20 protein-coding genes and 1 tRNA gene are annotated in these 24,262 nt (G+C 46.0%); 3 read left to right on the top strand and 18 right to left on the bottom strand.

The window, feature by feature from the left end:
- Positions 1-38 precede the first annotated feature (38 nt).
- Positions 39-3,737, top strand: a complete 3,699-nt coding sequence (gene metH, locus H6626_08305) for a methionine synthase (GenBank protein ID USN46224.1) — start codon at positions 39-41, stop codon at positions 3,735-3,737.
- Positions 3,738-3,791: 54 nt separating this feature from the next.
- Positions 3,792-4,826, top strand: a complete 1,035-nt coding sequence (locus H6626_08300; GenBank protein USN46223.1) for an AI-2E family transporter — start codon at positions 3,792-3,794, stop codon at positions 4,824-4,826.
- Here H6626_08300 and H6626_08295 read toward each other — a convergent pair.
- The 9 genes from H6626_08295 to H6626_08255 form a co-directional block, all read right to left on the bottom strand.
- Positions 4,815-5,567 carry a tetratricopeptide repeat protein gene (locus H6626_08295; GenBank protein ID USN46222.1) on the bottom strand — a complete coding sequence of 251 codons (753 nt, stop codon included), beginning with the start codon at positions 5,565-5,567 and terminating at the stop codon, positions 4,815-4,817. The genes H6626_08300 and H6626_08295 overlap by 12 nt on opposite strands.
- 219 nt (positions 5,568-5,786) lie before the next feature.
- Positions 5,787-7,514: a hypothetical protein gene (locus tag H6626_08290; protein ID USN46221.1), complete on the bottom strand. Its 1,728-nt coding sequence runs from the start codon at positions 7,512-7,514 to the stop codon at positions 5,787-5,789.
- Positions 7,515-7,590: 76 nt separating this feature from the next.
- Positions 7,591-7,667 (bottom strand) — tRNA-Arg (locus H6626_08285).
- Positions 7,668-7,744: 77 nt separating this feature from the next.
- Positions 7,745-9,100 carry a Na+/H+ antiporter NhaA gene (nhaA, locus tag H6626_08280; protein ID USN46220.1) on the bottom strand — a complete coding sequence of 452 codons (1,356 nt, stop codon included), beginning with the start codon at positions 9,098-9,100 and terminating at the stop codon, positions 7,745-7,747.
- A gap of 13 nt (positions 9,101-9,113) precedes the next feature.
- Positions 9,114-10,151: a 2-oxoacid:ferredoxin oxidoreductase subunit beta gene (locus H6626_08275; GenBank protein ID USN46219.1), complete on the bottom strand. Its 1,038-nt coding sequence runs from the start codon at positions 10,149-10,151 to the stop codon at positions 9,114-9,116.
- Positions 10,152-10,155: 4 nt separating this feature from the next.
- Positions 10,156-11,958 (bottom strand): 2-oxoacid:acceptor oxidoreductase subunit alpha, encoded by a 1,803-nt coding sequence (locus H6626_08270; protein USN46218.1) that lies wholly within the window; start codon positions 11,956-11,958, stop codon positions 10,156-10,158.
- Between the two features lie 126 nt (positions 11,959-12,084).
- Positions 12,085-12,801, bottom strand: coding sequence for a 1-acyl-sn-glycerol-3-phosphate acyltransferase (locus tag H6626_08265; protein USN46217.1), 717 nt, complete (start codon positions 12,799-12,801; stop codon positions 12,085-12,087).
- On the bottom strand, positions 12,798-13,724 hold the full coding sequence (locus H6626_08260) for a phosphatidate cytidylyltransferase (GenBank protein USN46216.1): 927 nt from the start codon (positions 13,722-13,724) through the stop codon (positions 12,798-12,800). The genes H6626_08265 and H6626_08260 overlap by 4 nt, the downstream gene beginning before the upstream one ends.
- Positions 13,724-14,998, bottom strand: a complete 1,275-nt coding sequence (locus H6626_08255) for a sigma-54-dependent Fis family transcriptional regulator (protein ID USN48984.1) — start codon at positions 14,996-14,998, stop codon at positions 13,724-13,726. The genes H6626_08260 and H6626_08255 overlap by 1 nt, the downstream gene beginning before the upstream one ends.
- A 441-nt stretch (positions 14,999-15,439) precedes the next feature.
- Here H6626_08255 and serA point away from each other — a divergent pair, with 441 nt between their 5' ends.
- A complete protein-coding gene (gene serA / locus H6626_08250; GenBank protein ID USN46215.1) occupies positions 15,440-16,654 on the top strand; it encodes a phosphoglycerate dehydrogenase in 1,215 nt (404 codons plus the stop codon).
- 7 nt (positions 16,655-16,661) lie between these two features.
- Here serA and H6626_08245 read toward each other — a convergent pair whose 3' ends face one another.
- The 9 genes from H6626_08245 to H6626_08205 form a co-directional block, all read right to left on the bottom strand.
- Positions 16,662-18,038 carry an FAD-binding oxidoreductase gene (locus tag H6626_08245; protein USN46214.1) on the bottom strand — a complete coding sequence of 459 codons (1,377 nt, stop codon included), beginning with the start codon at positions 18,036-18,038 and terminating at the stop codon, positions 16,662-16,664.
- 55 nt (positions 18,039-18,093) lie between these two features.
- Positions 18,094-18,432 carry an Hpt domain-containing protein gene (locus H6626_08240; GenBank protein ID USN46213.1) on the bottom strand — a complete coding sequence of 113 codons (339 nt, stop codon included), beginning with the start codon at positions 18,430-18,432 and terminating at the stop codon, positions 18,094-18,096.
- A 234-nt stretch (positions 18,433-18,666) separates the two neighbouring features.
- The gene (locus H6626_08235) at positions 18,667-20,031 is read right to left on the bottom strand and encodes a HAMP domain-containing histidine kinase (protein ID USN46212.1); all 1,365 of its coding nucleotides are present in this window, start codon (positions 20,029-20,031) and stop codon (positions 18,667-18,669) included.
- Complete coding sequence (locus tag H6626_08230) at positions 20,028-20,405, bottom strand: response regulator (GenBank protein ID USN46211.1); 378 nt, start codon at positions 20,403-20,405, stop codon at positions 20,028-20,030. Before H6626_08230 ends, H6626_08235 begins: the two co-directional genes overlap by 4 nt.
- Before the next feature lie 12 nt (positions 20,406-20,417).
- The gene (locus tag H6626_08225) at positions 20,418-21,122 is read right to left on the bottom strand and encodes a response regulator (GenBank protein ID USN46210.1); all 705 of its coding nucleotides are present in this window, start codon (positions 21,120-21,122) and stop codon (positions 20,418-20,420) included.
- 182 nt (positions 21,123-21,304) lie between these two features.
- Positions 21,305-22,180: an endonuclease/exonuclease/phosphatase family protein gene (locus H6626_08220; protein USN46209.1), complete on the bottom strand. Its 876-nt coding sequence runs from the start codon at positions 22,178-22,180 to the stop codon at positions 21,305-21,307.
- A 49-nt stretch (positions 22,181-22,229) separates the two neighbouring features.
- Positions 22,230-22,904 (bottom strand): hypothetical protein, encoded by a 675-nt coding sequence (locus H6626_08215; GenBank protein ID USN46208.1) that lies wholly within the window; start codon positions 22,902-22,904, stop codon positions 22,230-22,232.
- Between the two features lie 129 nt (positions 22,905-23,033).
- On the bottom strand, positions 23,034-23,411 hold the full coding sequence (locus H6626_08210; protein ID USN46207.1) for a hypothetical protein: 378 nt from the start codon (positions 23,409-23,411) through the stop codon (positions 23,034-23,036).
- Between the two features lie 34 nt (positions 23,412-23,445).
- Positions 23,446-24,183: a hypothetical protein gene (locus H6626_08205; protein ID USN46206.1), complete on the bottom strand. Its 738-nt coding sequence runs from the start codon at positions 24,181-24,183 to the stop codon at positions 23,446-23,448.
- Positions 24,184-24,262 lie beyond the last annotated feature (79 nt).

The following is a 24,262-nucleotide window of genomic DNA, read 5'->3' as shown; positions in this document are numbered from 1 at the left end:
CAAAGTGATCTCCCCAGGGTAAAACAGTAAATAGATTTATGAGCCGCGACCAAATACTCGCAGAACTTTTAAAAGATCGAATTGTCTTTATTGATGGTGCCATGGGCACAATGATTCAGCAGTATAAGCTAGGTGAGGCTGATTTTCGTGGCGATCGCTTTAAAGATCACCCCAAAGACCTCAAAGGGAACAACGACCTATTGTCCATCACCCGCCCGGACATCATTAAAACTATACATAGGCAATATTTTGATGCCGGTGCTGATATTGTTGAGACCAACACCTTTAGTGGCACCACCGTGGCCCAATCGGACTACGGACTTGAGACAGCTGTATATGACATCAATTTCCAATCAGCCAAAATTGCAAAAGAAGTGGCTGAAGATGTAATGAGGCAGGATCCCTCGCGGCACTGCTTTGTTGCCGGGGCCATGGGACCCACCAATCGAACATTGTCTATGTCACCAGATGTGAACAACCCGGCTTTTCGCGCGACCACGTTCGAGGTGCTATCTCAGGCCTATTATGAGCAGGCGCAAGCACTTGTTGAAGGCGGAGTAGATATTCTTCTTGTTGAAACGATCTTTGACACTCTCAATAGCAAAGCCGCATTTTTTGCTATCGAAAAGTACTTCGAGGATTCCGGGCATCATTTGCCAATTATGATATCAGTGACGATCACTGACAATTCAGGCCGCACCCTTTCGGGGCAAACCGTGGAAGCCTTTTGGAACTCGGTAAGACATGTAAAGCCGCTCAGTGTGGGGATCAACTGCGCATTGGGCGCAAGAGAAATGCGGCCGTTTATCGAAGAGCTGTCGCAAATTGCTGATTGCTACATTAGCTGTTACCCCAATGCGGGCCTTCCCAACCCGCTTGCTCCCACGGGGTACGATGAAACCCCGGCCATAACTTCGCATCTGCTAAAGGATTTTGCCGATAGTGGCTTTTTGAACTTAGTGGGTGGATGTTGTGGAACCACGCCAGACCATATTCGAGCCGTTGTCGAGAATTTAAAATCCATTTCGCCAAGAAATAGACCAAATATCCCAAGGGGCACCCGGTTAAGTGGTCTTGAGCCGTTTAATATAGTGGGGTCAAATATTCCATTTGTTATGGTCGGAGAGAGAACAAACGTCACGGGGTCACCGCGATTTGCTCGTCTAGTTAAAGAAGACAACTTTGATGAGGCTCTTTCTGTGGCTCGCCAACAAGTGGAAAATGGCGCCAATATCATCGATATAAACTTTGATGAGGGGTTACTTGATAGTGAAGCCAGTATGGTTCGATTTTTGAATTTAGTGGCTTCAGAACCAGATATCGCTCGCGTTCCGATCATGATCGATAGTTCTAAATGGTCAGTGCTAGAGGCGGGACTTCAATGTATTCAGGGCAAGCCCATTGTGAATTCCATAAGCCTTAAAGAGGGGGAAGAGGCCTTTCTGGAGCAAGCCAAGTTGCTCAAGCGCTATGGAGCGGCTGCTGTTGTCATGGCGTTTGATGAAACCGGACAGGCGACGGAAAAATCAGAAAAGGTTCGAATTTGCAAACGAGCCTATGACCTTCTCGTAAACAAGGTGGGTTTTGCGCCAGAAGATATTATATTTGACCCGAATATTTTGACTGTGGCGACCGGAATGGATGAGCATAACAACTATGCGGTGAATTTTATCGAGGGAGTGCGAGAAATAAAAAAGTGCTGCCCGTTGGCTTTAACCAGTGGTGGGGTTAGCAACATTTCATTTTCTTTTCGTGGCAATAATCCTGTGCGCGAAGCCATGCATTCAGCCTTCCTCTTTCATGCCATATCAGCGGGACTTGATATGGGAATTGTCAACGCGGGAATGTTAGAGGTTTATGAAGAAGTAGAGCCAGAACTACTTTTGTGTGTTGAAGATGTTTTGTTAAACAGAAGACCAGATGCCACCGAGCGACTTATCGAACTGGCAGAAAGCCTCAAGTCACAGGCCAGTGATGAGGTAAAGGCAAAAAAACAAGATGAATGGCGAAGCCTTGATGTTTTCGAGCGCCTTTCACATTCTTTGGTTAAAGGCATTACAGATTACATAGAAAAAGATACGGAAGAGGCCAGACAACGCTTGGGGCGTCCACTGCTTGTGATAGAAGGCCCATTGATGGATGGAATGAAAGTGGTGGGCGACTTGTTCGGCGCCGGCAAAATGTTTTTGCCACAGGTGGTGAAAAGCGCTCGCGTGATGAAGCGTGCGGTGGCTTATTTAGAACCCTATATGCGAGAAGAAAAAGAAGCCTTAGGGGGATCTACCGCCCAGGGGAAATTTCTTATTGCTACGGTAAAAGGTGATGTGCATGACATTGGCAAAAATATTGTCAGTGTGGTCCTCTCTTGTAACAACTATGAAGTGATTGATCTGGGCGTAATGGTGTCGGCTGAGGAAATCTTGCGTCGAGCCCGAGAAGAAAATGTGGATGTCATTGGGCTGAGTGGTTTGATCACCCCTTCGCTTGATGAAATGACCCACGTGGCCAGTGAAATGAAACGTCAGGGTTTTACAGTGCCACTGTTAATTGGTGGCGCTACCACAAGCAAGGCTCACACGGCCATCAAGATTGCTCCCGCCTATGACGGGGCCGTTGACCATGTTATTGATGCCTCTTTGGTCGTGGGTGTATGTAGTGAGTTACTTTCAGAAAAAAAAGCTCCAACCTACGTGGAGAGTCTAAAAAAGAATCAAGCCAAAATTCGTGAGAAACATCTCGATCGCCAGGCCAGTCAAGAATTCCTTTCCATCGAAAAGGCACGCGCCTTAAGGTTTGCAAGCCCGTGGGCACCTGAAAACCTGGTTCGGCCTGAATGGACGGGCGTTAGGGCCTTTACAGATGAAGATATCAATTTAGATGAAGTGAGAAACTACATTGATTGGTCGCCGTTTTTTTGGACTTGGGAGCTTAAGGGAGTGTACCCCAAAATATTGAAACATGAGAAATGGGGAACTCAGGCCACAGAGTTGTTCAACGATGCACAGTCTATGTTAGATAAAATCATAGAGAAAAAGATTTTTCGTCCAAAGGTGGCCATAGGATTGTGGTATGCACAAAGCAGGGGTGATGATGTACTACTGTTTGAAAATGAACAGCAAAAAGACCCCATTGAAACTTTGTATTTTCTAAGGCAACAAATAGAAAAATCGGGTGATAAAAAATATTACTGTTTAGCCGATTTTGTGCCACCTGTTGAATCGGGGTTAAGAGATGTAGTGGGCGGATTTGTTGTCACGATGGGTGATCAGGTCGACATTTTAGCCAGAGAATATGAAGATAAAAAAGATGACTATTCAAGTATTCTCACCAAAGCTTTAGGTGATCGCCTGGCCGAGGCCCTCACGGAAATGATGCATGCTAAGGTGCGGTCTTGGTGTGGGTACGGAAAATTAGAAAACCTCGATAATATCGATTTAATTGAAGAAAAATATCGCGGCATACGCCCTGCGCCGGGTTACCCGGCATGTCCAGACCACACAGAAAAACAGACCCTATGGACGTTGTTGAGTGCTGAAAAAACCACGGGAGTGGTGTTAACAGAAAGCTTTGCGATGAACCCTGGAAGTTCGGTTTCGGGATATTACTTTTTTCATCCAGAGTCTCGCTATTTCAACGTGGGTTTGCTGGGGCGCGATCAGATAGAAGATTATGCCCGAAGAAAAGGTCTGCCACTCACTCAGGTCGAAAAATGGTTGCAAACAAACCTGAGTTATTGACGGCGTTTTTATAACAGAATGCAATCGTCGATTGTATTCAATGGAGGCCATAGCATGACCGAACCATCAACCACTGAAAGCACTGAATTTTACACCAAAGTTATGGCGGTGAGCTTGGCGACAATGGCCGTGATTGCGGTGACGGCCACACTCATGCATTTGCGAGCCGTGATGGTGCCATTTGTTTTATCACTGTTTTTGTATTTTATGGTCTCCCCACTGGTGGATAATCTTGAAGATCGTTTTAAACTGCCGCGAAGCCTATCGGTGCTTTTCACCTTGGTTTTGGCTGGATTGATGGTGTTGGGTTTAGTGGCTATTGTTTCAGTTTCACTAAAGAGCTTTTTTGACAGTGCACCTCTATATCATGTTCGGTTGACTCAATTTATGAATGAATTGGCTGTGGAGCTAGAAAAATGGGGGATTTCTGGATTTGATCTTTCACATTTTCGAACGGAATTGGAAACGGCGCGGGTATTTACTGTTATTCAAAGGTTTACCGGTCAGTTTATGGGTCTAATTGGAAACTTCTTTTTAATTCTGATCTTTTTGGTGTTCATGCTACTGGGTCAGGCTCGGTCTGGGCATATGCCTCAGTTTATGACGACCATTCTCACACAAATATCGAAATATGTTTGGACAAAATTTGTATTGTCGTTGGCCACAGGAGTGTTGGTTGGGGCCATATTGGCCTTTCTGGGCTTAGATTTGGCGTTTATGTTTGGAGTCTTAGCCTTTTTGTTAAACTTCATACCCAGTGTGGGTTCGATTTTTGCGACTCTATTGCCAATTCCAGTGGCCATTTTGCAGTTTGGATTGGGCCTTGATTTTGCCTTGGCTGTAGTCCTACCTGGTCTGGTTCAATTTTCAATTGGCAACGTGATAGAGCCCAAGTTGATGGGTAAGAGCCTTGGCCTGCACCCAGCGACGTTGTTGTTCTTTTTGATTTTTTGGGGAATCGTCTGGGGGATTCCTGGAATGTTTTTGGCGGTTCCAATCACGGCCATTGTTAAGTTTGTTTTATCTAGTTTTCCTCAAACAAAGCGACTGGCAAATATTATGGCGGGGCAACCCTTCTCATCGGAGTAGAGCTTTAAAACGTGGATCTTTTTTGATTCCAGAAAAATCACGATCTGTTTTCATTTTTTTTCGGGTATATTCGGGGTCGTCTTTCAACGCGACCTTGAGGTGTTCGAGAGCTTGAACATCTTTTCCTGATCGAGCAAGAGACCCTGCAAGGTTCACGCGAGCTACTACATAGTCGGAGTCTTTTTCAACGGCCTTTGAAAACCAACTGGCGGCGGTTTTGTACTGCTTTTTCTTATAGGCACTGAGGCCAATAAGATTGTCCACTCGAGATTGGACATAGACTCCAGAAAAAGTTCTGTAATCCTGCCAATGGGATTCTGGCACATTGGGATCGCAGTCGCTACAGGAATTTTTCACATTTAAAACAAGAAGCCGATCGCCATTGTCATCCTGATAACAGGATTCCATCGAAATTATTTGATAGGGGCCACTGGGCGGTGGTGAACTGGGGTTGGCAGAGCTCAATGAAACTAATGTGAGAGAGACCTTATCTTGAGGTCGATCCAGTGAGAATGTGGTTTTGGCAAGATGAGGACCTAACGACTGAGTTTCTACATTTAACCCGCAGTTTGCACTTTTTTTAAGCGGCTTTAGCTGGAGATTTTTCTTAAAGTGATCCAGAAATTCGAGATCAAAGGCTTTAATTTGCTCGTGTCCCTCGCTGCATTTTGCATCGGCGCTGATGGCGACGACAAACTCGGTGAGTTCTTTTTGGTTTGGGAGGTTGCCTGGAAGTTGCACGCTAATGGCCGCCTGTCCCAGACAGGGTTCAAATGAAATCTTACCGCTGGGCCGTCCGGAGCTCGCTTCAAGCATCCGCCAGCGGGTTGTGGGCCATTGCTCAAATGAGGCCGACGAGTCCTTTAGCAAATAGTGGCCATTGGGGGCCACGAATGCAATGGAATACAGCGGTATACAACTGATGCTCTTAATCCACTTCGAAAAAATAGCGCAGACTCCTTAGAAGTGTTTCTTTAAGGCTGTGTCTCTGGATTTGGGATCCACGTCCACATACTTCATGATGTTACTGATCAACTCATTTGGTTTGTAATTACTGACCCATTGATGTTGAAGAATATAGGCCGTTGGAAAAAACAACATGGAGCATATAGCCTCGTCGAAAAGTAGGTCCTCGGCCTTTTTAATTAGAGCTCGACGATCTTCAGAGTCCTCCATTTTTGCAATCCTCTCGTAGAGCTTGTCAAATTCTGGATTCACGTAATTTGAGGCATTGGGGCCGGGCGAAACGTTCTTGCTATAAAACAATTGCAAGAAGTTTTCCGCATCGGGGTAGTCCGCACCCCATCCACCCATGAAAAACTGCAGGTTGCCGTTTTTTTCTTTTTCTAAGTAGGCCGGAAAAGAATTGGGAATGATCTTAATATTTATGCCCACTTGAGCCAGTGAATTCTTAAAGTATTCAGCTTGCTGACGAGAGGGCGTGCTGGCCCCTCTGAGATCATACCGAATTTCGGGAAGTCCTTTGCCATTGGGGTATCCGGCTTTTTCCAGGTATTTTTTAGCTTCTGCCAAATTGTAATCGCCGGGCACATGATCGCGGGTTACATGGCCCGGGATAGCCGTAGGAATGAGACTTGTGGCTTTAACGCCGCGGCCATTGAGAAACTTTTCAATGAACTGATCCCGATCTATGGTTCGCACAATGGCTCGTCTTAAATCAGCGTTTTTACCCAAGAGAGAATCTTTTATGTTGAAATTCAAATACCAGGAGACAGGTCTTTCTTGAATCAGTAGAGAAATGCCTTTGTTTTTTAATTCTTCCGAGACATGTTTGTCGTCTTGGATGGCGGTATCGTAGCTGTCTTTCGGGATTCCAGACAGATCCAGTTGACCTTTTAAAAACATCAGCCATGCCGGCAGAGGTTCTTTAATGATTTGGTAGCTGATCTCGTCGAGTTTCGGAAGGTCTTTGACATGGTAATGGGGGTTTTTTGCCAAAATGATTTTGGACCCTTCGGTCATTGTTTTTAAGTAAAAGGGACCGGTGCCAACCATTTTTCGAATGAGACCTTCTTGCCCCCATTTTTCAGCCGCTTCTTTGGGCACGGGAGCGGCAAATGGCATGGTCATAATGTGGATCAGTTGCGGGTAGGGTTCTGTGAGTTGAACTTTTATCGTGTAATCATCCACAGCGTTCAGGCCAACAATTGGCGAGTGAATCGCATCGTTAATGTTTTCCCGATTGTTTTGCAGCATTTTTTTAAAGTCAGAGTAGCCCTTGATCTTGCCATCATAAACCCAAATGCCAGGCGATTTTAACTGTGGGATGGCTAGGCGTTTCCAGCCGTAGACCACATCTTCGGCTTTTAGCTCGCGGCCTTTGCCGCTAGCAAACACTTCAGAATCATGAAATATCACACCTTTTTTTATTTTTATGGTGTAGGTGAGCTTATCATCAGAGATTTGTGGCATTCCTTCAGCGAGAAGGGGCTCGGGCTCTACGGGGCGTTTGTCATAGTTGTACTGATAGAGGCCCTCATAAATGAGAGGCACCACATCCAATGATACCGAATCATAGGCGGTTGCTGGATCCAGCGTTTTCGTGTCGTCGCCTAAGGCCAAACGCATAGTTTTTAAGTTCGACGTATCAGAGCTTTTTCGGCATCCCAGCACACCACCCATGCTGAAAATCAAACTCAGTCCAATTAATATATTGATAGCTTTCATATGGTACCCCTGCGCTGGATTATTATATGTGCAACACGGTTTTTAACTCACCCCAATGTCGAAATGACAAAAAAGTTGGCGGTCACGGCAGGACTTGAACCTGCAACCCCCTGCTTAGAAGGCAGGTGCTCTATCCGGTTGAGCTACGTGACCCCATGGGTTCAACACCCGGGGTGTTGAACCCAGATCACATGGATACGTAAGAGGGTCAGTGATGTCAATGAAGGGGTTTACTCCGAAGCTTTCTCACTTTTTCCCATGAGCAAAAGTATTGAGCCCACAATGCCGGCTAAGACAGAGGCTGTAAGGATGCCGACCTTCGAATAAATCTCTAACTCAGGGGTCTTCAGCGCCAAATTGCTAATAAAAAGGGCCATTGTAAAACCAATACCGGCAAGGAAACCCACGCCCACAACATGGAACCAAGTTACGCCTTGCGGCAAGTCGGCGATTTTCAGTTTCACAGCGATGTAAGAGAGTAGAAAAACCCCAATGGGCTTTCCAACGAGCAGGCCAAGGATCACGCCCACAGTGATATTGTGCGAGAGGACCTCAGAAAAACTCACACCTTCAATTGTCACCCCCGCATTGATCAATGCAAAGATAGGCATAATGACAAATCCCACCCAGGGATGAAGCATGTGAATAAATCGATCAATGGGTGATTGGGCTTCTACAACCGTGTGATGAAGGTCTTCAAGATGGTTCACGGCTTCGTAGGTGAGGTTTTCGTCGCCGTTGTTGCCTGAAATAGCGGCAATGAATCCGTCTACAGATTGTTTTAATTTACTGGGAAGTTCGGTTAAGGCATACAATCGATCAAGCGGCGTCACTAACCCGATAAGAACTCCGGCCACGGTGGCATGCACACCACTTTTTAGAAAACCAAGCCAAACCCAAACACCCAAAACCACGTAGACTAAATGCTTTCGAATTCCGGCATAACGCATGATATAGGTGATGGCCAATCCCAACACGGCTAGACCGAGGGCGTGAGTGGAAATTTCGGCTGTATAGAAAAACGCAATGACCAAAACGGCCCCTAAATCATCGACGATGGCCAGGGCCAAAAGAAAAACTTTAAGTACAAAGGGCACTCGTTTTCCCAGAAGTGTTAATATTCCCACGGCAAAGGCAATGTCGGTGGCCATGGGGATTCCCCACCCTGAATGGCTGATACCCGTTTTGTTAAAGGCCAAATAAATAAGTGCTGGGAAAATCATCCCGCCAAGGGCCGCAAACATAGGTAAGGCAGCTCGCTTTGGCGACGAAAGTTCACCCACTAGGAGTTCTCGCTTAATTTCAAGTCCCACCACAAAAAAGAAAATAACCATAAGTCCGTCATTCACCCAGTGGTGCAGACTTTTCATCATGGTCCATGAGCCAAGAGCAAAACCTACGGGCATTTCAACAAAATGGTGATAGCTTTCCTTAAACGGAGAGTTCGCCCAGATCATGGCAATAATCGCCGCAGCCATAAGCGTGATGCCGCTGGCTGATTCCATTGCCATGAAGCTTTCTACGGGTTGAATAATCTTTTGCACCACCGGCTTGTGGTGGGGCCGGTTTTTGGGGGCATTCGCCATAAGTCGTCTCCTTTTATTTAAAATTAGCTAAAATTTCAGATAACGCTGAGCTGGGTGGTCGAAGTTCGTCTTCAGACAAATGAACCAGTGGCGTTGCCGTGAGCTCTTCAGCTTCTGAAAATTCAGGGATTCTATCATTGTAGTAAAAAAGACCAGTGAGAAGTTCACCTTGGCGACGGGCTTTGTGGAGTTTAGAAATAGCCCCTTCGGGATCGTGAATGTCATGGTCTTGTGAGTCGAGTTTGCTCAATAGAAGTGTCGACCCATCAGGAAGACTCACTTCTGTGGTCTGACCTTCTTCATAGTCTACCGATATGGTCTCTTCGGGTTGAACAAAACCCAGTTCTTGAAGCGCCCTTTTGTGTTCTTTGACATAGTTATAACTTTTTGTAGATCCATCGTGATTGGCAAAGGTCACGCAAGGAGAAATGACATCGATGACAGCTGTGCCCTTGTGGCGAAAGGCCGCTTCTATTAGTGGCACAAGCTGTTTGGCGTCTCCCGAAAAGGAGCGGGCAACAAATCCACAGCCAAGGTCTATGGCCATAGAACAAATATCAATATTTAAAAACGGATTTTTAGACCCTGACTTCAGCGTGGACCCAACGTCAGCGGTGGCAGAAAATTGGCCTTTTGTTAAGCCGTAGACGCCATTGTTTTCAATTATGTAGACCATGGGAACATTTCGACGAACGAGGTGAGCAAAACCGCCGAGTCCGATACTTGCTGTGTCGCCATCTCCAGAAATACCAATAAAAGTCATTGGGTAGTTTACAGTTTTGGCTCCCGTAGAAAGGGGCGCCATGCGTCCATGAATGGAGTTAAATCCATGCGATTGACTCATAAAATAGGTGGGCGTTTTGCTCGAGCATCCTATTCCCGACATCTTGGCCACATTATATGGGGATATATTTGATAAAAAGAAAGCGGAGATAATATGATTGGTGACGCTATCGTGTCCGCACCCGGTGCACAATGTTGACGGAGCGCCCACGTAGTCTTTTTTACTCAGCCCCAATTTATTAACATTTGATTTTTGTGTTTCCGCCATGTTGTTACCCTTTTAATTTCAATTCTTGCTCGAGTATTTTTTCCATAACGTGGGCTGCGGACAGCGGAAGCCCATCGTATTCAGTGACAGAGTGAAGTCTCTTACACATATCAGGCATTTCAGCTTTTATAATTGTCAAAAGTTGAGCGTCCCGGTTTTGTTCAATGACATATATACGCTCATGTCGATCAATAAAATCTCGAACCGCATCAGAAAACGGCAGGGCTCGTAATCGCAAATAGCTAGCGCCAATTTTGTTGTTTTTCAGCTCTTCTAAAACTTCCGGAACACAAAAGTCACTTGATCCATAGGCGATCAATCCCACGGCAGAATCTTTTTCGAGTTGGACCTTTGGTTCAGGCACGTAGCCTTTTGCAGTCTCGTATTTTCGCTTCAGGCGATCTTGGAGTTGTTGGTACACCTCATTGTTCTCAGTGTACTTGGCAAACGCATCATGGCCTGTGCCTCGTGTGAAGTAAGCGGCATCGGGATGGGCCGTGCCCGGAAGCGTTCGATAGGGGATTCCATCTCCATCGACATCATCATATCGACCAAATTTTCGAGATAAACTCTCTAAATCACTTTTGCTTAGCACTTTTCCTCTCTCGAAGGGTTGAGTCGATGGTTTAAACTCATCACTCATCCACAGGTTCATCCCCAAATCCAAATCTGAGAGAACAATAACCAGGGTTTGAAGTTGTTCTGCGAGGTCTAAGGCTTTTTGGCCAAATTCAAAACACTCCTCTGGGTTGCCTGGGATCAAAACAATGTGTTGAGTATCACCATGGGAAAGCGTGGCTGCTGACAAAAGGTCGCACTGCTGGGTGCGTGTGGGCAACCCGGTGGAGGGGCCGCCTCGTTGAATGTCCCAAATTACTGCAGGAATTTCAGCAAAGTAACTCAGGCCTGCCGCTTCGGCCATAAGGGAAAGACCGGGCCCTGAAGTGGCCGTCATTGACCTCGCACCGGCCCAGCCAGCACCCACAACCATGGCTATGGCAGACAGTTCATCTTCTGCTTGCACAACCGCAAAGGCCTTTTTCCCTTGTGGATCGCGACGATATTGACTCGCGTAGCGCTCAAAAGATTCAGGGATAGAACTTGAAGGCGTAATCGGGTACCACGACAAAAATGTGCAGCCTCCGTAGAGTGCTCCGAGGGCCGCAGAAGTGTTTCCGTCGATGAGGATTTTGCCTTGGTTGCCATTTTCAATAGCCCTGGTCGAAAATGGAAACTGACCTTCCAGTTTATTTTCAACAGCGTAGTTCCACCCCGCATCTACAGCATTTTGATTGGATTCGATAAGTGATGGTTTGTCGCCAAACTGGTCGTTGATCACACCATTGAGGGTTTTGCGATCAAGCCCAATACAGGCAGCTACGGTACCTACATAGACCATATTGACTAAAAGCTTTTTCAATTTTGGTGAATCCGTGACTTCATCAACAAGGTCTTTAAATGGCACGCCAATATTGATGGTATCGTTTCGCAAAAAATCTGCTGTCACTTTTAAGCTCGAATTATACAAAAACACGCCACCGGCGCAGACATCCTGGGTGTCTTTTTCAATGGTTGCCGGGTTCATAGCCACCATTAAATCGCAACTTGCCAGTCGAGAGGTATACCCTTTGGGATTCACCCGAATCGTGAACCAAGTGGGCAGTCCTTGAATATTCGAGGGAAACAAATTTTTCGCACCAACGGGGATCCCCATGCGAAAAAGTGTCTTTACCAAAATAGTATTAGAAGACTGACTGCCACTGCCGTTGGCGGTGGCGACGCTGATTACAAAGTCATTGATTTTCATAGATTATTTCTTATCACAATTTGAAACGGGCATCTCTTCGAAAGGGATGCCTTTCGCATCGCAACGAAGAAAGGGATACCTTTCGCTTTCGCAGGGATTGGATTTCCGTTCGAGGGGAGACCTGTTTCAAGGCGGATAGGCCTTCGGGTTAATAGAAAGCACCCACTTTTTGTACCCGGCATTTAACTGATCAATGGGAGCCGGCGGATGCACAGGGCCCACATGAATGAGCAGTCGGCCGGGGCGGGGAATGAGCACTCCCTTTGGCATAAGGTCCGTGTTGCCTTCAATGTACAAAAAGAGCACGGGGGTCTGGGTGCGCTCAGAAAAAAGGCTCACACCTCGCTTGAAATCATGAATATATCCGTCTTTAGAGCGGGTGCCCTCTGGAAACAAAATCATCCAGATTTTGTCGAGCCTCTCAAGTAAGTTTGTACAAAGCCGAATGGCCTCACCTGATCGATCTTGGCGGTCAATGGGTATGGCCCCTAGGCAATGCTTAGAAAAAAATGTAAAAACCGGGTTGGCAAACCAATAATCTTTGGCGGCAGAAATATATAAATGGGTCCAGTAGTAAAAGGGAACGGCCGCAGCAATAGAAACAGCATCAAGGTGGCTTGCATGATTTGAAATGACCAGAAGGCGAGGGTTTTCGTTAAGGACTTTTCGTAGGTCGCCTTTGACTTTTAATCGTATGTAAAAATGAAAAGCAAATTTTAAAAACAGGGCCCAAAGAAGGCGAAAAAACCAACTTGTCAGATCAAGGTGTCTTGTGAAAAGAGGCAAGTGTTTAAGGTGAGCAGGAAGTTGCGTCCACTGTTCGTTGTCGTAATTCCATTTCATGGGGTGAGTTGCCCCGTCAAATACAGGTAACTGTAATAATAAAGTGGTGCTACGAAAAACAACTTATCCATTCGAGCAATGATGTCGTCTCTTCCTATGATAAACACTCCTGAATCTTTAATGCCCAGATCTCGACGAATCACTGCAATTATAAGATCACCAAAGCGGCCAAACAAGGTGGCAATAATTCCAGCAGAAACCCAAAACATTTCTGAACTGTCAGGCAAAAGTGGGCGTATTCCCCAAGCCATGGCTAAGGTGACGACCATGGCAATCACCATGCCCTCAGTAGAAATTCGACTGGAAATATTAGAAAACGGTTTGGTTTTTCCTAAAAAACGAGTGGCAGCCAACGACACGTTTTCGCTAAATTCCACAAGGATATAAAGATAGAGAACGATAAAGATTCCGCCATCTAGCATCAACAGGCGACCGGTGTAGAGAAAACACCATCCAAAGAAAATAAATGCCATCAGTGACAGGGCCAAATATTGGATCATGTACTTGGCGGAATTGCGCAGTAGGGGCACTAGTGAAATGCAGGCCAAAAACAGCATGGGGGTTAAAACATAGAGCTGATTCCAAGAATGGTAGACCAGGTAACCCAGCAGAAAGATAAATGCATAGGTGATCATCACAAACCATGAGCGATGGTACATGCCCACCATTTTATAAAACGTCTTAGATCCATAGATGGCCGCCATGACCAACGCAAAAAGCGGCCAGGGCTCGGGTAAGCCAACAACAAGCAAGATGAAAGGGGCCATCATCAGCCAACTTTTTAAGCTGGCCCAAGCGCCCAAAAATTTAGGACTTCTCTTTTGCAAAAAGAAAACAGCCAGTCCAATCACGGCAAAAAACAGCAAGACCCAGCCTGCGGTCTCTCGGTACATTTGATGGTTCCAAAGGGCCTCGTCGCTCATTAGGGTTTCCAATCGATTTCGTGGTCTTTGATTTTTTTGTATAGGCTTGAGCGGGAGATCTGCAATATTTTGGCGGCATCTCCGATGTCGCTGTGTTTTTTTAGGGCCAAGAGAATAATTTGCTTTTCATAGTCATTCATTAAACCCGACAATCCACGGTCTAAATCCACAGGGGCGGAGGAAGTGTTCCCTTCTGGTGATGGGTGAATAACTCGCAACACATCTTGCTTGCGAATAAATGGCAGGGGAGCTAGGAGCAGCAGTTGCTCACAGACTCTTCGAAGTTCGCGAACATTGCCCGGCCATTTGTAGGCTTTGAGTTCGGCAATCGCATCTGGTTCTAGCGTTTTTGATCGAGATTTGTTCTTTGAAAAGAAGAATTGGCAAAGCTCAGTAACGTCCTCGCTGCGTTCACGAAGCGGTGGGAGCTGAATTTTAGCACCACTGAGACGAAATAATAAGTCCTCGCGAAACTTATCTTCTTTTACCAGTTGATCAAGATTCTGATTGGTGGCAGAGATCACTCGAACATCCACATGAATGGCATCACGGGATCCCACTCTTCGCACTTCACCCGATTCTAAAAAACGCAGAAGTTTAGCCTGCATCGCCGGTTGCAGAGCTTCAATCTCGTCTAAAAATAGATCGCCGCCGTGGGCCGCTTCTGCCAATCCCATTTTGTTTTGATCGGCACCCGTAAATGCACCTCGAACGTGCCCAAAAATTTCAGACTCAAAAAGGTTTTCAGGTATGGCCGCCACGTTCACCGTAATAAATGGTTTACGTTGGTCTTGTTGATTAAGTAGATGAGCGACCACTTCTTTTCCCGTTCCGGTTTCGCCCTCTATGAGAATGGGACCAGGTTCGCCGCGTAGGGCCGCGATCAACCGTTGCGTGGATTTTGACGGATCGGAAGAACCCACCCACCGCATTTTCGGAACTTGCCGAGATTGGGTGGCGTCTTGAAGGAGTAACCAGGCTTCAATTTTTTCTAAGGTTAAAACCACTTCGTCTTGGTTGAGCGGTTTGGCCAAAAACCGAGAGGCCCCCGCTTTTAAGCACCTTTCCATTAAATCGCGATCGAGGTCGCCGGACATGGCGATAATTTCAAGATGAGGATCTTGATCGTGCAAACGCTGAATGACATCAACACCCTCAGCCCTTTCGAGATTTCCGGTGAGATGCATATCCACAAAAGCCGCATCAAATTTTTCTGTGGGCAGATTTTTAAAGTCGCTGGTTCCTTGCATTTTCCATGGTTCAGGAAGGGCCATGCGCAAACTCTGTAAGACCAAGTCGTCATCATCAACGGCAAGCACTCGAAAAAAACTCACAAAACCATCTCCTGAGTTAGGTTTCTATTTGGAAACGACCGCTTCTCGAAAGAGAAAATTTTGAGCGTGCGAGGCTGTGACCAGTGGCCTTTCTCCGCCAACCACTTGCGGTAGTTTAAGTCATTCAATTGCCACCAACCCAGATAGCCCTCGCCTGAAAAGGGCTTCAAGGTCTTCGCACGGCCAAGAGGATCTCCCTAGAGAATGAGTCATAGTTGTCGGTCTTATCCTACACGAGACTGGTCGAGGCAGGAATGTTAGATGGGCAGTGGGACGCAGCGCATGACAATGAGATCGCGCGCCGCATCCTCAGTTTCTTGGGCGTTTCTGCCAAGAGGAGTCTGATGTATGGTGCAAGATCATTTGAGGAGGCCGTTGAGAATGTCAGTTAAAAACTCTTACCGAGTGTTGTTGTTAGAAGCCATTCATCCCGTTGCACAGAAGCGTTTGGAAGAGTCGGGTTTTTATGTGGAGCGAGAGCTTAAGGCGTTTAAGGGTGAGGAGTTGATAAGTCGAGCCCAGGGATTTCACGCGGTAGGTATTCGGTCTAAGACGCAAATGAAATCTCAAATATTACAAAGTCTCCCGGATTTAGAAATGATCGGTGCTTTTTGTATTGGTACAAATCAAATTGATTTGGATCACGCCAATGCTTTGGGGGTACCAGTTTTTAATGCGCCTTATTCTAACACTCGAAGTGTGGCTGAGTTGATGGTCTGTGAAATGATAGCACTGGCGCGTCAGCTGGGTGATAGAAACATGAATGCTCATAAAGGGGTCTGGCAAAAGTCAGCTGTGGGTGCCAATGAGATTCGCGGTAAGACCTTAGGAATTGTAGGCTATGGGCACATTGGTAGCCAATTAAGTGTATTGGCTGAGGCCATGGGCCTTAACGTGATTTACTATGATATCGTCAAGAAATTGCCACTGGGTAATGCAACCCCAGAGTCGACCCTTGAAGACTTGTTGCAAAAATCAGATTTTGTAAGTTTTCATGTTCCCGAAACGCCATTAACAAAAAATATGATGGGTCAAAAAGAGATAGCGCTCATGAAAAAAGGGGCCTACTTGATGAACGCCAGTCGGGGAACTGTGGTAGACATATCCGCTTTGGCAACAGCTCTTGAAACAGAGCATTTGGCCGGAGCTGCTGTAGATGTTTTTCCAAAAGAACCGGCAAGCAATGAGGACTTGTTCACCAGTGAACTTCAGAACATGAGAAATGTGATTCTTACTCCTCACATAGGTGGCAGTACCGAGGAGGCGCAAGAGGCCATAGGGTATGAGGTGGCTGAAAGCATCATCCGTTACTTTAAGTCGGGCGCAACCTCCGGTGCGGTTAATTTTCCAGCCGTAGATGTGGCTATGCCCCTTGAAGGAGTTCCTCGAATCGTCAACCTTCACAAGAACGTACCTGGTGTGTTGGGAGCGATAAACAGCATTGTTTCCCAGTGTGGTGGTAATATCCAAGCACAACACCTCTCCACGGATCCGCATATTGGATATTTAATCATGGATATGGGCAGCGGTGATGCGGAGGAGGCAACGAAAAAAATCTCTGAGCTGCCCACGTCGTTAAAAACGCGGCTTTTGTAAGTTGCGATTAAAAAACTTTGCCGGGATTCATAATCCCGTCAGGGTCAAACACGCGTTTGACCTGTCTCATGTATTCAATCTCTTGAGCACTTTTTGTGTGCTGCAAAAAGGGCTTTTTAGTCAGGCCCACGCCATGCTCGGCAGAGATGCTACCACCGAGATTTTCAATCATAGTGAACATGATTTCGTCCACTGATTTACAGCGTTTTACGAACTCTTCGCTCGAGAGATTGTCGGGTTTTAAGATGTTAATATGAAGATTGCCGTCGCCGATATGGCCAAACCAGACTACTTCGAAGTCGGGATGTTGTTGTTCAATGATATTGGTCATTTCCGTAAGAAATTGTGGAACCTTTGAGATCAAAACGGATACGTCGTTTTTGTAAGGCTGTTTGTAGCTCGTGGCTTCAGTGATGTCTTCACGTAGCCGCCAAAGATTTTGCGCCTGTTGAGAGTCCTGGCTGACAGCTGCATCTTCAATCCAGCCGGCTTCAGAGCAGGATTCGAAAATTTCCATGGCCTTTTCAAAGGTCTCTTCTGAGTCTTTTTCTAATTCCAAAAGAACATAATAGGGTGTCTTGGTCTCAAACGGTCGCTCTATGCCTTGTTGGTTTGTGACATATTGAAGGGCGAGGTCAGTAAACATTTCGTAGGCCATAATTGGAAAATTCTTTTTGAAGGCCTCATAGATGTTCATTACCGCCTCAAGTTCAGGAACACCAAAAACAAAAACAGTAAGGTCTTTGGGCATCCGAGTAACTTTAAGAGTCACCTCGGTAATAAATCCAAGCGTGCCTTCGCTGCCGATAAACAGTTGGCGAAAATCATATCCCGTAGCATTCTTCACAAGCCCCCGATTAAGGGACAATGTATCGCCAGAGCCAGTCACCACAGTTAATCCAGCTACCCAATTTCGCATCAGACCATAGCGAATCACCTTAATGCCACCAGCATTGGTGGCCACATTTCCACCAATCTGACTCGAACCTCGAGCTGCAAAATCCACAGGAAAATAATAACCCTGGGCTTTTACATAATTTTGAAGTGCTTCCGTGACTACGCCTGGCTGACAAGTGACCGTTTCATCAATAGCGTTAAAATCTAAAACGCGGTTCATTTTCTCAAAAGAAACCACCACTTCATGATTTGTCGCAAAGGCAGCGGCACTAAGGCCAGTGCGTCCCCCGGAGGGCACAAGAGCCACTTTGTTTTTTCTGGCCCATTTTACGAGCTCTTGCACTTGCGGCGTCTTGCGGGGGAATACAATGGCAGAAGGGGCGGGGGTAAAATGTTTGGTCCAATCACGGCCGTAGGTTTCAAGTGCCGAGGGCTCGGTGGTTATATCTTCTGGAGAGAATATTTGCTTTAGTTCATCAAGATTCATAAGGCCTCCGCTTATAAAATAAATAAACCACCTCACCGAAGATGGGTATCCCTTTTTACAAGCGGGTCAGCTTTTGGTAGCGTGGGTCGGTGGCGATGGGCATCTCGTGGCCTTGGCTGCGCTTTTGGTGAATGTCTTTGAGTATGGCAATAGCCAGGGGGATGGCTTCGGGCAGAGCTTGAGGTTTGTGAATGCAAAGATTCTCTGTGGCTTCTCCCAAAAGGCTCACCTCCGGAAGGCCGTAGGTTTTACCGGTGCCTTTAATTTTATGGAAGTCATCTCTTAGGGCTTCAAAGTCACCGGTGGTGTAATGTGATTCCATTTGTGAGATTTTATCGGGGAGCTCAGTCACATAGTCTTTTTGGAGCTGGGCAAGCATAGCATCTAAATTCATAGTGTTCTCTTTTTGTTGGCAAAACAGCAGGGGCCACAATTGTTGCCTTACTTAGGGCCGCCTAAATAAACCTTCAATATCATAATATAGCAATCAATCGAATGTGCGAACATTCCTTTCGCAGAGTTAAAGTAGGGAGACAGATTACGTGCAGTAAACATGGGTCGCCGAGTTAAATTGTTGGTGGCATTGCGTAGACAACTCAGGAGTGGCCATAGAATCTAAGGCTAAAATTCACGCAGCCACGGACTCGTCAGTTGTCTTTTCTACGGCGGCCTCTTGCGCCCACTCCCAGTCAGGAAGATCAAAGTAAAATGTGGCGCCCTCGTTGACCACCGAATATACCCCGATGGTCCCACAGTGCTCATCAACCAGTGCTTTTGCTATGGCTAGACCTAGGCCTGTGCCTTTAACCAGTGGGTTTGATGGTCCGGTGGCCTGTCGAAATTGCTCAAATATAAGTTCTTGGTCCTCTGGGGCAATGCCCTTCCCTTGGTCAGTCACTGAAATCCGAAGAGGATGCCCTTCTTCAGCTTCAACAGTCAATGTGATCTGGCCTCCTTCAGGGCTGTATTTGATAGCATTTGACAGCAAGTTTGTAAGCACTTGCTGGATGCGGTCGCCGTCAGCATGAATTTTTACGCTAGGGATATCAGGAGCCACAATGGTCACATTGGCTTTTTGAGAAAATCCGTTAAGAGCTTCAATGGTTTTATCAACGATGGGCCTTAGACGGCCCCAGCCTTTATTGAGCGGAAACTTGCCGGCTTCGATCTTTGCCAAATCCAAAAGCTCATTGATCAGACGCACTAGTCGATCGGTTTCTGTTTCGGCAATGTTCAAAAGATTAAGTGCGGGGTCTGGGAAACTGCCGACTACGCCACTCTTTAGGAGGCTGAGCGAACCTTTAATTGACGTGAGCGGTGTTCTCAACTCGTGGCTCGCAATACTTAAGAATTCAGATTTTGCCTTATCCAGAGACTTCAGTTCATCCATGTTGGTAAGCACTCTTTGAGCAAGAGCATTAAATGTTTTTTGAAGGTCACCCACTTCATTGGGGGGGGGAACTGAGAATTGATAGGTGTATTTGTCATTTTGAAAATCCACCATTTTTTCTGATAGATCTCGAAGGGGTCGAAAAATCCCACGTAGCAAAAACCACAAGACCAGGCCCAAAGAGATCAACGCAGAAAACAATGTGAAAGTCCCAAAATACAGCATCCTCTTTTTTGAGTATTGCTGAAGGGGAGAGATGTACTGTCGGTAGGCTTTTTCATTTTTGATGAGTGCATGAACTTGTGCTTTTAAATTGGTTATGCGCTTGCCCTCTGCGGATTTGATAATTTCTGGTAATCCTTCTTTGCGATGGGGAGGGTCATTCGTGCTTTGGCGCTCTGAGAGTTCCTTTAAAGCTTGGGTTCGTGAGGCCGGATCCAGCATGTTCTCGGCACGGTCTTGAACGGCGAAGCTCAAATGAGTTTCATTAGACGCTCTTTCAAAATTCAAAAAGGCATTGACTGTGAGATAAGCAAATCCCGCCGTGGCGGTCAGGCCAACCGTCATTAACAGTATGACTCTAACGCGCAGGGAGTTGATCATGCAGCTTTCCTTGACCCTTTTCTCAAGAGTTCGGCAATTTGTTGATTCAACGTGGCGGGATCAAAAGGCTTAGGAATGTGACCCACCCCCAATTGATGAAAAGCTGTCACTGAACTTTCTTGAGTATTGGCGCTCATAAAGATCACTGGAGTTGGACTTTGTTTTTGTGCCAAGTATTCCTGGCAGACGGCAATTCCATTTTTCTTTGGCATCATTTCATCAAGCAAGATCAAGTCATAGGTGCCGTGAAGGGCCTTTTCTAAAGCGGCCTCGCCATCAGTGGCTAGATCCACCGTGTGTCCGCCGATATGTTCAAGAGCCAGTTTGGCAATGGTTGAAATGTTCATGTCATCTTCAGCGAGCAAGATACGCATACATTGTTTCCTTTAACTCACATTTGTCAGGCTCATGCCGGGCTGATTAAAAAGCCATGACTTAATTTTTTGTCGATCTGAGAAATGCAATTTGAAATAGCCGGTCTTAATTTCCCAAAGTCCGTCTTCAACCTCACTCACTGATAACACTCTAAGAAACGGAGGCTCAATTCCGATTTTACCAAACACCTCAGAGTTAATTTTAAAAAGGGTGCCAGGTTTCAATGGCGACGAGATGAGCGCCACAACACCGAGTTCTGAAATCACTTTCAAATCCACGTCCACAACGGCGTTAGCGCGGACAAAGCGGTTTGATGCGGGCAATTGCCATTCCATGATCTCTTTAGGAGGTTTCTTTTTAAAAAGCTCTTCGACCTTTTTTAAAAACAGCGCTGGGTCGATAGGTTTTACGATGTAGTCGTCAACACCTGATCGAATCGCTTTTTCAATATCTCGACGTTCTCTCAGGCTGGTCAACATGGCCACAGCCATATGGTCATAGCGGTCATCGTTTTTTAGAGTTTGAATTAGTTGAAACCCACTAAACCGGGGCATGCGGGCATCTGAAATAATAGCATCAAAGTGAGAGGTGTTAAGGTGCTCCATGGCCTGAATGGCATCACTGGCCACAAGCACTTCGTGACCTGCCATACTCAAAAGCTTGTCGCCGATTCTTAGAATATCGTGATCGTCGTCCACCAAAAGAATTTTGGCCATACTCCCTCCGTTGTTCTATATCGGAACAAAGGCTAGGAACTTGAGTATTTCATGAAAAAAATTAGTGACTTACGTCATCTTCAATAGACCCGAGGAAAGTCTGTTTTTTTGTGCAATATTTGGTCGGTGCCGGCCAAAACCCGGAATAAAGGTGCACGAAATCTTGAACCACTCTTCGAATTTCAATCGTGTTTCAACACAAATTCCAGTACCAACGGATAATGGTCGGAGCCAATGTCACGACCTCTCGCATAGTTGATAACTTCAACGTGCCTTGTCCAGCAGCTATCAATGGGCAGCTTGGGAATAAAAGGAAATGCCGGCCAAGTGCCGATTGGGGTTCCTGGTAGTCGCAGCCGCGATATCTGAGAAAATTCAAGCATGGTCTTGAGCCATGGGCTAGTATTGAAATCGCCGCAGGCGATCAATGGACCATCTAATTCGCCCAGCTGTTGAGCGAGCCCACGAATGTATTGGTTTTTACTGATCGTTCCATACCAACCCAACGGTGGAAATGCGTGTAGCACAGCCACGTTGAGTGGACCTGATGCTGATTTAAAGCTTATCAGAAGAGCAGGGATCGTATTTGCTCGATCCAAAAAAACCCTATCTGATTGTATGGGTATTCGGCTTAAAACAGCCAATCCAAAATTAGAGTCCAAAAAAATGCCTTTCAAGTGGGGCAAATCCTGTTCAAGAATTTTGATTTCGGACTCCCATTCGGGACTGGCCTCAGCAAGCATTAAAATATCTGGCTTGAGGTCAGACACATACTCAACCAACATTTGTTTATTTAAATTCTGCGAGTTAATATTTGCAAATACAAGACGGTACGGCGATTCATTAATTACTTTTGGATTTGACGTGCCTACTTGTGAGTTCCAATAAAAGGGTATGATTGATACCCCGCAAAATACGAGCGAAGCACCCGATAAAGCAATAGCGAGTGGTTTTTTTTTAGAAAATAGGGCCAATAAGAAGAGTGCCCCGGTCATCCAAAATATGATTTCTTTAAAGTTGGCGACGATTTCAAATGGCCAATACGATGCCTCAAACACAGATAGAAGTGCAAAGAAAAGGACAACAGCGCTTATTGATGTGACCAACCTATTTAGAATAGTATCCACCAGGTATATTTTTGAGTTTAGGTTCATTCACGATCAGCGATTTGCTTCGCAGCCGTTGAAGAGCTTCTTTTTCTATGGCGTCAATTTCCGGTTTTACCCCGACCTGCGCGTCTATGAATTTCATGCCCTGGGAGTTATTTTCAATATCCATTTTTTTATCTAAGCTGCTCTGGGTGGAGTCTTGTTCGTGAGCGTCTAAAAACAGTTTGGCCTTTTCTTTACCCAGTTCAATAGAGAGGCGTGCGCTCCATACAAAATGTCTAAAAGCATCACTTTCATCTCCGGTAGACGCTTTTCCAAAAACTTTATCTGTGAGAGAGTCAACTTCTGATTTTAGCCGATACACAGTTAAAGCATCCAAGGGATATTTCTTTATGACGACTCTATCGCCTTCGGTAAGGCGGGGTGTATATTTTAAAACCAGATCGAAAGTATCCTTTTGACATAAATCTTCACATTGTTGTGGGCAGGAGAATGTGCCCATATCCACAGGGGTGACACTGCATTTTAGTTCACAATCCGAAGTTTCCTTTGCCAGACCAGCTCGCAAGAACCAACCGAGGCATTCGTCCCCGCGAGCGTATCCAGGAAGTATCAACATGATCAATATTAGCGTTCGCAGTTTAAACATATAAACGTCAATACTAGTAGTCACCAGGGAATATGTCCACCGCTCTGTTGGGGGCAGCTACCCTCAATTTTGCTGCGCATCGAGGTGTGTTTTGCCCGCATGGTGGCTGTGGTTAGTTGGCAGCGCTTCCGCTTGCCAGGGCAAGAACTTAGTTTATTGTACTGCTCTTCTCTGAATGGCCTTTACGGGCATAATGGGGCGTGAGCTTACGCCCTTTAATCCCATTTTCACCCACCGAGCTTCCATTTTTTCTTTGATTTTAGCTGAAATCAAAGCAAGATCCGACGCAGTACACGTATTGGCCGAATGGCGGTCATTGCAAAGAACCGACATTACAATTTTTGCCCCTGCATAGTTGGGAAACTCCAAGACTCTGGCATCGTTGCGGCAACGTAGGTTGCTACTTTTCCAATTGTAAGTTCCAGTTTTGCCGTATTTAACAGCGCAAACATCTCGCGATTTGCATAGATATTTTCCCAGGTAACCTTTTGGTACGGGGCCGGTGCCGATTATTTTTTTAAATCGCTTCATGGCCATGGGGTCAATGCTCGGTATTTCTTCCAGCTCAATAGCCGTCCACAGAGAGTTTAGGCCCTGACTTGTGGCTCGTTGTGTGGTTAGTGTGGGTAAGCCATATCCGTTGTTTGGGGGGGGGAACATTACATCTGGTTTTTGACCCGTATTGTAAACCCAGCCACATGCCTTCGGGCCCATCGTCGTGAAATCCCCATTCTTTGAGCAGGCTGTTCACAAAGCATTGAGAATATGAACTAGAATTTGGTTTGCCGCCTTGACGGAGAATGAAAGCATCATTTACGGCTTTGCAGACCTTACCTGCATCGCGATTTCCAGCCGTCGCATGGCCTGGTTTGTGGTAAAGAATGCTGCTCTTAATGTCTTCTGAGTTGATATAAACTTTGTCGGTCAGATGGGAAGGGTTCGTCGAAGTGGGTTTGCTGTCAGAAATTTCAACAAGCCCCCTGGCTTCAGCTTCAAACGCTGCGAGAGCGCAAACTATTTTAAGTGTACTGGCTGCGCATAACGAGGATTTTCCATTGATTGAGGCCCATCTTCGCTCTTTAGAGCCAGGAATTAGTTCTGCCACACTAATGCCAAGGGTGCCGCGTTTAATCAGCTTTTGCGCAGAGGAAGGAAGTTCGCCACTGATTTCATTTAGAATATTCTGAATGTCCTCATCGCGGGCCGATGCAGGAAGGCTTTCCCTTGGCCGAAGAGAATCGCATACACCAAGACTCGTAAACAAAGACATGGCCAAAATAATAGAACAAAATATAATTCGCATGAAAACGAATCTCCTTTTGGAAAAGACTAGGCACCTCTTTCTATTATGAAGAGCCTAGCATCACAAAAGAAGCTGGGTT

This window comes from Pseudobdellovibrionaceae bacterium (genome assembly GCA_023898385.1).
GTDB lineage: Bacteria > Bdellovibrionota > Bdellovibrionia > Bdellovibrionales > UBA1609.
This window is presented reverse-complemented; position numbering and strand designations above follow the sequence as displayed.